Source organism: Streptomyces puniciscabiei, assembly GCF_006715785.1.
In the GTDB taxonomy this organism is placed as follows: domain Bacteria; phylum Actinomycetota; class Actinomycetes; order Streptomycetales; family Streptomycetaceae; genus Streptomyces; species Streptomyces puniciscabiei.
Genome location: NZ_VFNX01000009.1, coordinates 1 through 11,739 on the forward strand (window position 1 = coordinate 1; position 11,739 = coordinate 11,739).

10 protein-coding genes are annotated in these 11,739 nt (G+C 73.6%); 9 read left to right on the forward strand and 1 reads right to left on the reverse strand.

Annotated elements, in window-relative coordinates:
* From rhaD to FB563_RS42380, 5 genes are all read left to right on the forward strand, one after another.
* Positions 1-1,667, forward strand: a 1,667-nt coding sequence (gene rhaD / locus FB563_RS42360; RefSeq protein ID WP_142219295.1) for a bifunctional rhamnulose-1-phosphate aldolase/short-chain dehydrogenase, incomplete at its 5' end; no start/stop codon positions are given.
* A gap of 8 nt (positions 1,668-1,675) precedes the next feature.
* Positions 1,676-3,112, forward strand: coding sequence for a rhamnulokinase (locus tag FB563_RS42365; RefSeq protein ID WP_055710286.1), 1,437 nt, complete (start codon positions 1,676-1,678; stop codon positions 3,110-3,112).
* Positions 3,113-3,184: 72 nt separating this feature from the next.
* On the forward strand, positions 3,185-3,940 hold the full coding sequence (locus FB563_RS42370) for a (Fe-S)-binding protein (protein WP_055710285.1): 756 nt from the start codon (positions 3,185-3,187) through the stop codon (positions 3,938-3,940).
* Positions 3,937-5,415, forward strand: coding sequence for a LutB/LldF family L-lactate oxidation iron-sulfur protein (locus FB563_RS42375; RefSeq protein WP_055710284.1), 1,479 nt, complete (start codon positions 3,937-3,939; stop codon positions 5,413-5,415). The genes FB563_RS42370 and FB563_RS42375 overlap by 4 nt, the downstream gene beginning before the upstream one ends.
* Positions 5,412-6,053 (forward strand): LutC/YkgG family protein, encoded by a 642-nt coding sequence (locus FB563_RS42380; protein ID WP_055710283.1) that lies wholly within the window; start codon positions 5,412-5,414, stop codon positions 6,051-6,053. The genes FB563_RS42375 and FB563_RS42380 overlap by 4 nt, the downstream gene beginning before the upstream one ends.
* Before the next feature lie 345 nt (positions 6,054-6,398).
* On the opposite strand, the gene FB563_RS42390 is transcribed toward FB563_RS42380, so the two are convergent.
* Positions 6,399-6,971, reverse strand: a complete 573-nt coding sequence (locus tag FB563_RS42390; RefSeq protein ID WP_055710281.1) for a TetR/AcrR family transcriptional regulator — start codon at positions 6,969-6,971, stop codon at positions 6,399-6,401.
* Positions 6,972-7,125: 154 nt separating this feature from the next.
* Between FB563_RS42390 and FB563_RS42395 the strand changes: the two genes are divergently transcribed.
* The 4 genes from FB563_RS42395 (at position 7,126) to FB563_RS42420 (ending at position 11,473) form a co-directional block, all read left to right on the forward strand.
* Positions 7,126-7,983 carry an AAA family ATPase gene (locus FB563_RS42395; RefSeq protein WP_055710280.1) on the forward strand — a complete coding sequence of 286 codons (858 nt, stop codon included), beginning with the start codon at positions 7,126-7,128 and terminating at the stop codon, positions 7,981-7,983.
* On the forward strand, positions 7,980-9,347 hold the full coding sequence (locus tag FB563_RS42400; protein ID WP_055710279.1) for a vWA domain-containing protein: 1,368 nt from the start codon (positions 7,980-7,982) through the stop codon (positions 9,345-9,347). Before FB563_RS42395 ends, FB563_RS42400 begins: the two co-directional genes overlap by 4 nt.
* Positions 9,348-10,427: 1,080 nt before the next feature.
* Positions 10,428-11,135 carry an RNA polymerase sigma factor gene (locus tag FB563_RS42415; protein ID WP_142219297.1) on the forward strand — a complete coding sequence of 236 codons (708 nt, stop codon included), beginning with the start codon at positions 10,428-10,430 and terminating at the stop codon, positions 11,133-11,135.
* A complete protein-coding gene (locus tag FB563_RS42420) occupies positions 11,132-11,473 on the forward strand; it encodes a hypothetical protein (protein ID WP_055705564.1) in 342 nt (113 codons plus the stop codon). Before FB563_RS42415 ends, FB563_RS42420 begins: the two co-directional genes overlap by 4 nt.
* Positions 11,474-11,739 lie beyond the last annotated feature (266 nt).

The following is an 11,739-nucleotide window of genomic DNA, read 5'->3' on the forward strand; positions in this document are numbered from 1 at the left end:
CACCGGACTCCGGGATCGCGCTCGCCTGCGCGGCCGACGGGGAGAAGCTGACCGCCGAGTGCTTCGGGGACACGGTGGCGTGGGTGCCGTGGCGGCGGCCCGGGTTCCAGCTCGGGCTGGACATCGCGGCGGTCAAGGCCGCCAACCCGCGGGCCGTCGGCTGCATCCTGGGCGGGCACGGCATCACCGCCTGGGGCGACAGTTCCGAGGAGTGCGAGCGCAACTCGCTGCACATCATCCGCACTGCCGAGGCGTTCTTGGCGGAGCGCGGGAAGGCCGAGCCCTTCGGGCCCGTGATCGAGGGGTACGAGGCCCTTCCCGAGGCCGAGCGCCGGGAGCGGGCCGCGGCGCTCGCGCCGTACGTGCGGGCGCTCGCCTCGCTGGACAAGGCGCAGGTCGGGCACTTCGACGACTCCGACGCCGTGCTGGACTTCCTCGCCCGCGCCGAGCACCCCCGGCTGGCCGCCCTCGGCACCTCCTGCCCCGACCACTTCCTGCGCACGAAGGTACGGCCGCTGGTGCTGGACCTGCCGCCGACCGCGCCGCTGGAGGAGGCCGTCGCCCGGCTCCAGGAGCTCCACGCGGCCTACCGCGAGGAGTACGCCGCCTACTACCAGCGGCACGCGGCCGCCGACTCCCCCGCCATGCGCGGCGCCGACCCGGCCATCGTGCTCGTCCCCGGTGTGGGCATGTTCAGCTTCGGCAAGGACAAGCAGACCGCCCGCGTGGCCGGTGAGTTCTACGTCAACGCCATCCAGGTGATGCGCGGCGCCGAGGCGGTGTCGGCGTACGCGCCGATCGAGGAGTCGGAGAAGTTCCGCATCGAGTACTGGGCGCTGGAGGAGGCCAAGCTCCGGCGGATGCCGAAGCCGAAGCCGCTGGCCACCCGGGTCGCCCTGGTCACCGGGGCGGGCAGCGGGATCGGCAGGGCGATCGCGCACCGGCTGGTGACCGAAGGGGCGTGTGTCGTCGTCGCGGATCTCGACGGCGGCAACGCCGCCACGGCCGCCGAGGAGCTGGGCGGGCCCGACAAGGCCGTCGCCGTCACGGTGGACGTGACGGACGAGGAGCAGATCGCCGCTGCCTTCAGGGCGGCCGTGCTCGCCTTCGGCGGCGTCGACCTGGTCGTCAACAACGCCGGGATCTCCATCTCCAAGCCACTGCTGGAGACTTCGGCGCGCGACTGGGACCTGCAGCACGACATCATGGCCCGCGGTTCCTTCCTCGTCTCGCGGGAGGCGGCGCGGGTGATGATCGCGCAGGGGCTGGGCGGTGACATCGTGTACATCGCGTCCAAGAACGCCGTCTTCGCCGGGCCGAACAACATCGCCTACTCCGCCACCAAGGCCGACCAGGCCCATCAAGTACGGCTGCTGGCCGCCGAGTTGGGCGAGCACGGCATCCGGGTCAACGGGGTCAACCCGGACGGTGTGGTGCGCGGTTCCGGGATCTTCGCGGGCGGCTGGGGCGCACAGCGGGCCGCGGTCTACGGGGTGCCGGAGGAGAAGCTGGGCGAGTTCTACGCCCAGCGGACCATCCTCAAGCGGGAGGTGCTGCCGGATCACGTCGCGAACGCCGTCTTCGCGCTGACCGGCGGCGATCTCACCCACACCACCGGCCTGCACATCCCCGTGGACGCGGGTGTCGCGGCCGCGTTCCTGCGGTGAGCGGGCTCGTGAAGGCGTACGCCGCGGTCGACCTCGGCGCCTCCAGCGGGCGGGTGATGGTCGGCCGGGTCGGCCCGGACTCGCTGGAGCTGAGCGAGGCGCACCGGTTCCGCAACCGGCCGGTGCGCCTCGCGGAGGGGCTGCGCTGGGACATCCTCGCGCTGTACGGCGGGGTCCTGGACGGGCTGCGGGCGGCGGGCCAGGTGGCTTCCGTCGGCATCGACAGCTGGGCCGTCGACTACGGCCTGCTGGACGGGGACGGCGCCCTGCTGGGCAACCCGGTGCACTATCGCGACGCTCGCACCGAGGGTGTGCCGGAGAAGGTGTGGGCGACCGTGCCGGCCGCCCAGCTGTACGCGGCGACGGGCATCCAGTACGCGCCCTTCAACACCCTGTACCAGCTGACGGCGGCCCGCGAGAGGCGCCAACTGTGCTCTGCGGAACGGCTGTTGCTCGTCCCGGACCTGGTGTCGTACTGGCTGACCGGCGAGCAGGGCACCGAGCTGACCAACGCGTCCACCACCCAGCTCGTCGATCCGCGGACGCGGACGTGGGCACACGGCATCGCCGAGCGGCTCGGTATCGACCTCACCCTGTTCGCGCCGCTGCGGCAGCCCGGTGATCCGGCCGGGCTGCTGCGCCCTGAGGTGCTGGAGGAGACCGGGCTGACCGGTCCCGTGCCGGTGACGGCCGTCGGCTCGCACGACACCGCCTCCGCGGTGGCCGCCGTCCCGGCGACCGGTGAGTCCTTCGCCTACATCTGCACCGGCACCTGGTCCCTGGCGGGACTGGAGCTGACCGCTCCGGTGCTCACCGAGGAGAGCCGGCACGCGAACTTCACCAACGAGCTGGGGCTCGACGGCACGGTCCGGTATCTGCGCAACATCATGGGGCTGTGGCTGCTCCAGGAGTGCCAACGGAACTGGGGCGAGCCGGACTTGGGGCTGCTGTTGCGTGAGGCCGGTACCGTGCCCACGCTGCGCTCGGTGGTGGACGCCGGGGACGAGAGGTTCCTGGCGCCGGGGCGGATGCCGGAGCGGATCGCCGAGGCCTGCCGGGCGTCCGGGCAGCCGGTCCCGCAGACGCGGGCCGAGGTCACCCGGTGCGTCCTGGACTCGCTGGCCCTCGCCCACCGACGGGCCGTCGAGGACGCACAGCGGCTGGCCGACCATCCGGTGGACGTGGTGTACCTCGTCGGGGGCGGCACCCGCAACGCGCTGCTGTGCCAGCTGACCGCCGACGCCTGCGGGCTGCCCGTGGTCGCGGGCGCCACGGAGGCGGCGGCCCTCGGCAACGTCCTGGTCCAGGCGCGCGCCCACGGGCTCGTCGGCGGCCTGCCCGCGATGCGCCGGCTGCTCAGCCGCACACAGCCGCTGACCCGGTACGCGCCCCGTGGCGACGGCGCCCGCTGGCGGGAGGCCGCGGCGCGGCTCGCCACACGGTGAGCGGCGGTCTCCCTTCGGCGGTGTTCGCCGACTACCCTGCACTCGTCCGATGACCGACCCCGAGGAGCCGCGATGCGTGTCGCCCTGTTCCTGACCTGTGTCAACGACACGCTCTATCCGGACACCGGCCGTGCCGTGGTGAAGCTGCTGACCAGACTGGGTGTCGACATCGACTTCCCGAAGGGCCAGAGCTGCTGCGGGCAGGCGCACTACAACACCGGTTACCGGCACGACGCCGAGCCGCTGGCCCGGCACTTCTCCGATGTCTTCCGCGAGTACGACGCGATCGTCACTCCCTCCGGATCCTGCGGGGCGATGGTGCGGGAGCTGTATCCGCGGATGGGCGAGCGGGCGCGCGCCGAGGGCCGCGGGGACTCGCTGGCGCGGACGCTGGCGCCGGTGGTGCCGAAGACGTACGAGCTGACCGAGTTCCTGGTGGACGTGCTGGGGGTGACGGACGTCGGTGCCTACTACCCGCACAAGGTCACCTATCACCCCACCTGCCACGGGCTGCGCGGCCTCGGGCTGGGCGACCGGCCGCACCGGCTGCTGCAGGCCGTCAAGGGCCTGGAGCTGCTGGAGTTGCCGGGTGCCGAGGAGTGCTGCGGTTTCGGTGGCACGTTCGCGCTGAAGAACGCCGAGGTGTCGGCCGCGATGGGCACGGACAAGGTGCGCAACGCCGAGTCGACCGGGGCCGAGGTGCTGTGCGCGGCGGACAACTCGTGTCTGATGCACATCGGCGGCACCATGAGCCGCCTGGAGGTGGGCATGCGGCCGGTGCACATCGCGGAGATCCTGGCGAGCACGGAGGAGGAACCGGCGGCATGAGCGGAACGTTCGTCGGCATGCCGGCCTTTCCGAAGGCGGCTCACGACGCCCTGGACAACACGACCCTGCGGGGCAATCTGCGGCACGCGACCCACACCATCCGCGCCAAACGGGCCCGTGCGGTGGCCGAGTTGGACGACTGGGCGGAGCTGCGCGAGGCGGGCCGCCGGATCAAGGACCACACGCTGCGCCATCTCGACCGCTACCTGGAGCGGTTGGAGGAGTCGGTGACCGCGGCGGGCGGTACCGTCCACTGGGCCGCGGACGCCGACGAGGCCAACCGCATCGTGGCCGACCTGGTCAAGGCGACCGGCGAGTCGGAGGTCGTCAAGGTCAAGTCGATGGCCACACAGGAGATCGGGCTCAACGAAGCCCTGGAGAAGGAGAGCATCCGGGCCTACGAGACCGATCTCGCCGAGCTCATCGTGCAGCTGGGCAAGGACCGGCCCTCGCACATCCTGGTGCCGGCCATCCACCGCAACCGGGGTGAGATCCGGGACATCTTCCGCTCCGAGATGGCCGCGTGGGGCCGCCCCGCCCCCGAGGACCTGACCGACACTCCGGCCGAACTCGCCGAGGCCGCGCGGCTGCACCTGCGGGAGAAGTTCCTGCGCGCCAAGGTCGGCATCTCCGGCGCCAACTTCATGGTCGCCGAGACCGGCACCCTCGTCGTCGTGGAGTCCGAGGGCAACGGCCGGATGTGCCTGACCCTGCCGGAGACGCTCATCTCGGTCGTCGGCATCGAGAAGATCGTCCCCACCTGGCGGGACCTGGAGGTCTTCCTGCAGACCCTCCCCCGCTCCTCCACCGCCGAGCGCATGAACCCCTACACGTCGATGTGGACCGGCACCACGGACGGCGACGGCCCCCGGACCTTCCACCTCGTCCTGCTCGACAACGGCCGCACCGACACCCTCGCCGACCGGGTCGGCCGCCAGGCCCTGCGCTGCATCCGCTGCTCCGCCTGCCTGAATGTGTGCCCGGTGTACGAGCGGGCGGGCGGACACGCCTACGGCTCGGTCTATCCCGGTCCGATCGGCGCGATCCTCAGCCCCCAACTCCGGGGCACCGCGAGCGAGATCGACGCCTCGCTGCCGTACGCCTCGTCGCTGTGCGGCGCCTGCTACGAGGTCTGCCCGGTCGCCATCGACATCCCCGAGGTGCTGGTGCACCTGCGGGAGCGGGTGGTGGAGGGCGGTCCGGCGGTCCGGCAGGGCAACAGGGTGCTGCTGAAACCGGCCAAGGGGCACGCCGCCGAGCGGGCGGCCATGCGCGCGGCACGCTGGGCGTTCACCCACCCCGGCGCCCTGCGCACCGGCCAGCGCCTCGCCTCCCGCACCCGCCGGCTTCACCCCCGTACCCTGCCGGGCCCGGGCAAGGCGTGGAGCGCCACCCGGGACCTGCCCGCCGTACCGGCGGAACCGTTCCGGGACTGGTGGCAGCGCACCCGTGGTGGAAAGGACGGCGCCAAGTGAGCAGCAGGGAACGGATCCTGGGCCGGGTACGGCGCGCGCTCGCCGATGTGGCGCCGGACGAGCGGCCGTACGAGGAGGCCGTGGGCCGGGACTATCTGCGGGAGCACGGCGGCCGTACGACCGGGCAGACGGTGGAGCTGCTGGCGGAGAACCTGGCGGACTACCGGGCGATCGTGCACCGCGCCACCGACGAGGAGATGCCGCATCTCGTCATGCGGCTGCTGGCCCGGCGTGGCTCGCAGGAGGTGCTGGTACCGCCGGGGCTGCCACCGGCGTGGCTGGCCGCCGCCGACCCGGTGCGGATCCATGACCGGGCGGTGAGCACAGCGCAGCGGCTGGACCGGGTCGGCAGTGTGGTGACGGGGTGTGCCGTGGCGATCGCCGAGACCGGCACGATCGTCCTGGACGGCTCCCCCGACCAGGGCCGGCGCCGTATCTCGCTCATCCCCGACCACCACATCTGTGTCGTCCGGGTGCCGGACCAGGTGGTCTCCTCGGTCCCGCAGGCCCTCGAACGCCTCGACCCGGCCCGCCCGTTGACCTGGATCTCCGGCCCGTCGGCCACGAGCGACATCGAGCTGGACCGGGTGGAGGGCGTGCACGGTCCGCGCACGCTGGAAGTGATCCTGCTGAGCTGATCCGGCGTCACCTCCGGCACGGCTGGGCAACGAGGCCTCCGGGGTGGTGGAGGCGATCGGACCGGGGGGCGGGAATCGCGGCGGGCAAGGCGGTCAACGTCGTACCGAACTTCCCCCACAACGACCACGGCGTGTACCGCGTAGGGGCGACGGTGGAGATCGGCGGCATGCGGGCCGCGGACGTGGCGGGTGTGACCGCGGCCTCCAGCGCAGGATCCAGCGGCGGGTGCTCAGACAGGCACCGCAGATCCATGCGTTGTGCGCGAGGCAGTCGTCCGGGGGCTCTCGCGCCCACGCTTCGGCAGCCGCCCATCCGGACACAGCCGGCGCCCCTCCGGGGCGCTGCTAGTGCACCCCCGCCGCATCCAGCAGCGCCGTCGCCGTGGCCGTCGCCAGTCCGTCGTCCAGGCGTTCCACCCCGGCACCGGCCCGCGCGCTGGCGCCGTCGAAGATCAGGAGGAGCTGGCGGGCGAGCAGCTCGGGGTCACGGGCGCCGCCGCGCTCCGCCTCGGCGCGAAGGGTCCCGGCCAGCCGCTCCTTGACGCGCCGGGCGACCTCGGTCGCCGGATGCCCTGGGTCCTTCAGCTCCACCAGGACGGCCAGATAGGGGCAGCCGTGGTAGTCGGCGGCCACGGAGGCCTGCTCAAGACGTTCGAAGACGTACAGGATGCGCTCGCGCGGGGTGGCGGCCTCCGGGTCGGGATGTGCGAGCTGGGCGTCGTACCAGGGGATGCGGCGTTCCAGGCCCGCGGCCAGCATCGCGTCCTTGCTCGGGAAGAACTGGTACATCGAACGCTTGGAGACGCCCGCCTCGCGGCACAGCGCCTCGATGCCGACGGAGACGCCCTCGCGGTAGGAGAGCCGGGCGGCCGCGTCGAGCAGCCGGTCGCGCGGGGACACCTTGTCGGGGGAAGCCATGCAGCGAGGTTAACCGGAGGCGCGGACGAATGGAAACCGATCGGTGTATATCGCTCGGCGGGCCGGCCGTAGCGAGCCGGTCCACGTGACACGGCGACTGAACAAGCGCTTAGATAGGAGTCCGGACCCTGCTACCGACCTGCCGGAGGCCCCGTTGTTCACGTCCGTCGACGACGTCTCCGCCCGCCTCGCCGAGACCGGCTACCTCGCCTCGCCCGCCGTCGCCACGACCGTGTTCCTCGCCGACCGGCTCGGTAAGCCGCTGCTGGTGGAGGGCCCGGCCGGGGTCGGGAAGACCGAGCTGGCCAAGGCGGTCGCCCAGGTGGCCGGAGCCCGGCTGGTCCGGCTGCAGTGCTACGAGGGCGTGGACGAGTCCCGCGCGCTGTACGAGTGGAACCACGCCAAGCAGCTGCTGCGGATCAGCGCGGGCCGCGACGAGAGCTGGGACGAGACCCGCACCGACATCTTCAGCGAGGAGTTCCTGCTCCCCCGCCCGCTGCTCACCGCCATCCGCAGTGCGGAGCCGACGGTGCTGCTGATCGACGAGACCGACAAGGCCGACGTCGAGATGGAGGGACTGCTGCTGGAGGTGCTCAGCGACTTCCAGATCACGGTCCCGGAGCTGGGCACGGTCACCGCGACCCGCCGCCCGTTCGTCGTCCTCACCTCCAACGCCGGCCGGGAGCTGTCCGAGGCCCTGCGCCGCCGCTGCCTGTTCCTGCACATCGGCTTCCCCGAGGAGGAGCTGGAACGGCGGATCGTACGGCTGAAGGTGCCGGGCCTGACCGCGGCGCTGGCCGAGTCGGTGGTCCGGGTGGTCGGGGCGCTGCGCGCGATGGACCTGCGCAAGGTGCCGTCCGTCGCGGAGACCATCGACTGGGCGCGCACCCTGCTGGCGCTGGGCGCCGACACCCTGGACGAGACGGTCGTACGGGACAGCCTCGGGGTGATCCTCAAGCATCAGGACGACATCCAGAAGGCGGCGGCGAAGCTCGACCTGGACGCGCTGTGACCGCGGTCGCAGACCGGATCACCGGGCTGGTCGGGGCGCTGCGCGCGCACGGCGTGCGGATCGGCACCGGCGAGACCGTGGACGCGGCCCGCGCGGTGGAGGCGCTGGGGCTCACGGACCGGGAGCGGCTGCGCGAGGGGCTGGCCGCGACGCTGCTGCACGGGCCCGCTCAGCGCGCGGTGTTCGACCCGGTCTTCGACCTGTACTTCCCGCGCACGGTCGGCGGCCTCCACCGCCCCGGCGGCGCCGGCCGGGACGAGCTGCGCGACCGGCTGGCCGAGGCGCTGGCCACCGACGACCAGGCGCTGATGGCCCAGTTGGCGGCGGAGGCGGTCGACGGCCTGGGTGGCTACGGCAGTTCACCCGGCTCGGACGGCTGGTCGGCCTACCAGACGCTGGACCGACTGCGTCCGCAGACCCTGTTGGCCCGGGTGCGGGCGGATGTACGGGGCCGCGAGGGGACCGGCGCCAGGACCGGGGCCGGTTTCGCGGACCGGCTGCTGGACGACGAGATCCGGCGCCGTATCGAGGAGTTCCGGCGGATGGTCGGGGCGGAGGCGCGGCGCCGGGTCGCCGAGCGGCGCGGGCGGGACGAGATCGCCCGGCGCGGTGTCGTGCCGACCGCGGACCGGGTCGACTTCCTGTCCGCGAACCGGGACCAACTGGCCGAGCTGCGCAGGGCGGTCCAGCCGCTCGCGCGCAAGCTGGCCACCCGGCTCGCCGCACGCCGGCGCCGGGCCGCGCGCGGCACCGTCGACCTGCGCCGCACCCTGCGCTCCTCGCTGTCGACGGGCGGGGTGCCGATGCGTCCGGTGCTGCGCCGGCGCCGCCCGGTCCGCCCCGAACTGGTGCTTCTCTGCGACGTGTCCGGGTCGGTGTCGGGCTTCTCCGACTTCACGATGCTGCTGGTGCAGGCGCTGCACGACCAGTTCAGCAAGGTCCGCGTGTTCGCCTTCGTCAACCGGCTCGACGAGGTGACCGGCCTGCTCGACCACGGCCGCGCCGACCCCGACGGGCTCGGCGCCCGCATCCACGCCGAGGCCACGCTCACCGGCTGGCACGGCAGCAGCGACTACGGCGTGGCCCTCGGCGAGTTCACGGCGCGGTACGGCACCGCGGTGGGCCCGCGCACGACCGTGTTCGTCCTCGGTGACGCCCGGACGAACATGAGCGACCCGAACCTGGCCGCCGTACGGGAGGTCGCAGGGCGGGCGCGGCGCGTGTACTGGCTGAACCCCGAGCCTCGCGACCGGTGGGGCAGCGGCGACTCGGCCGCGCCCGCGTACGCCGAGCTGGTCGAGATGCACGAGTGCCGTACGGCCCGTCAGCTCAGCGCGCTGATCGCCCGGCTGCTGCCGGTGTGATCGACTGGTCGCGAACGACGTCGACCGGCGCCGGATCACCATCCGGTCGGCGCCGGTCCGCATCTGCGCCGCACCTGCTCCGCACCGAGGGGCGTACGCCGTGAGCCACTCCCTGACCGGTCTGGGCGGCGGCGGAAACAAGATCCGCAAACTGGAGTGGACGGTGGGCGCGGCCCTCGCCGAGGGCGCGGACACGCACGTGACCACGGGCGCCCCGCAGAGCAACCACGCCCGGCTGACCGCCGCCGCGGCCCCCCGGCTGGGCCTGTCCCCCGTCCTCGTCCTCGGGCGCCGACCGCAGACCGGCGTGCCAGAGCGGGCCTCATCCGGGCGATCCGGCTCGACGGCACCCCGGCGATGGCGGGTGCGGAAAAATTGGTCGGCCGTCGCCTGCAACCTCGGCCGGGGCCGGACGTCTGTCGGGATGGAGGCCTCCACTCAGACCAGATGTCCGACCCCGAACGACCGAAGGAACCCATGTCCGCACACCGTGCATCCCGCCCTGGCCGTACCCGCAGGCTGAGGGCCGCCCTGGGGGTTTCCGCCATAGGCGCGGCCCTGGCTGTCGCCGGCACCATGACCGCCCAGGCGGCCCAGGACGGCAACCACGCGACCCCGTCCCCCGTGCCGTCACCAGCACGCACGGCAACCCCGTCCCCGGTACCCTCGCCGGCCCGCACCGCGACCCCGTCCCCCGTACCGTCACCGGCCCGCACCGCGACCCCGTCCCCCGTACCGTCACCGGCCCGCACCGCGACCCCGTCCCCCGTACCGTCACCGGCCCGCACCGCGACCCCGTCCCCCGTACCGTCACCGGCCCGCACCGCGACTCCGAAGCCGGCACCGGCCACTCCGACACCTGTGCCGGCGCCGACGCACGCCGCCCCGAGTCCCGTACCGTCGGCTCCCGCCCACGCCACCCCGAGCCCGGTGCCCGCACCGGCGCGGCCCGGGCACGGTCCGCACCACGGCCTCGCGACGCCGGCGTCCCTTCCCCAGCACCGCTGAGCAGCAGTACCTAGGCAGGGCCGGAAGCGGGCCGGCGCTCGGCGGCGCCCCGCTTCCGGCTCCGGGAGACCCATGACGACAGCCACACCGCCGACGGCGGCCCTGCCCTGGGACCGGGCGCCCGGCATCCCGCGACGCCCCACGCCCTGGCGGAGGTTCACCCAGGCACTGCGCGCCCGTGTCCTCGCCTGCGTCCTCGCCCGCGCCCGTACGGACGCGCCCACCGATCCGGCTCCCGGTACGGGCGCCACCGGCGCGGTCCGAGCGGTCCGCCTCACCGTGGCTCCCGAACAGCCACCCGGCATCGAGGAGTTGTACCACCACCGTCGGCTCGCCCTGGTCCGGCTCGCGGTGCTGCTGGTGGACGATCTGCCCACCGCCGAGGACGTCGTGCAGGACGCCTTCACCGCGCTCTTCCGCCGGCACGGCCACCGGCTCGCCTCGCTCGACGACCCGGAGGCGTATCTGAGGACCAGCGTCGTCAACGCGGCCCGGTCGGTGCTGCGCCGGCGCAGGACCGTACGAGCGCACACCCCCGCACCCGAGCGGCACGCACCCGGCGCCGAGGAGGACGTACTGCTGCACGAGGACCACCGCGAGGTGCTCGCGGCGCTGCGCACGCTGACCCGGCGGCAGCGGGAGGTTCTGGTGCTGCGCTACTGGTCGCATCTGAGCGAGGCCGAGATCGCGACGACGCTCGGCCTGTCGCGAGGTGCCGTCAAGTCCACGGCCAGCCGGGCCCTGGACGCCCTCGGCCGACGTCTGGAGGGGCTGCGATGAACGAGTCCGCCACCGGGACGGCCGGGACGCCGGTCGAGGAGCGGCTGCGGGCCGCGCTGGCCGCACGGGCGCACTCCGTCGGGCCCGCCGACCTGCGGCCGCTGCGCCCGCCGACGGCGGTGGTACGGTCCCGCCGGGTGCTGCTGCGCCGGGTCGTGGTCAGTGCGCTGGCGCTGGCCGCCGTCGCCGCGCTTGTGTTCTTCACGGTGCACGGCGGCCGGTCCCGCCCGATCGAGCCGGCCCGCCCTGCGCGTCCGACGACCGGCACGCCGTCCGCGGTCCCGAGTCCGGTCGCCTCGTCCACGGCCGAACCGTCACCGAGCGCACCGCAACCATGAGTTCCGGCCCGTGCACCGCTGCCCCGGCAGGTGCGAACTACGCCCCCCGGTGGGCGAGTTCGATGTCGTGGTGGCCGTCGCCACGACGTTGCCCGTGACCTCCAGCAGGGCCACCCGGGCGTCGCCGACCGGTCCGCCCGGGCGCCGGGCCGCAGTTCGGCCGCTACCCGGGTGACGGCGGCACCGCCGATCTCCACGGGCAGGGCGAGCGGCCCGTGCCAGGCTGAGCTGACGGCGAGGGTGATCGTGCCCGGTACCGGACCGGT

Excerpts from the sequence above, each read along its gene's own strand:
- FB563_RS42375 (WP_055710284.1), top strand. The coding sequence starts at position 3,937 with ATGAGCGGAACGTTCGTCGGCATGCCGGCCTTTCCGAAGGCGGCTCAC.
- FB563_RS42415 (WP_142219297.1), top strand. The coding sequence starts at position 10,428 with ATGACGACAGCCACACCGCCGACGGCGGCCCTGCCCTGGGACCGGGCG.
- FB563_RS42390 (WP_055710281.1), bottom strand. The coding sequence starts at position 6,971 with ATGGCTTCCCCCGACAAGGTGTCCCCGCGCGACCGGCTGCTCGACGCG.
- FB563_RS42370 (WP_055710285.1), top strand. The coding sequence starts at position 3,185 with ATGCGTGTCGCCCTGTTCCTGACCTGTGTCAACGACACGCTCTATCCG.
- FB563_RS42420 (WP_055705564.1), top strand. The coding sequence starts at position 11,132 with ATGAACGAGTCCGCCACCGGGACGGCCGGGACGCCGGTCGAGGAGCGG.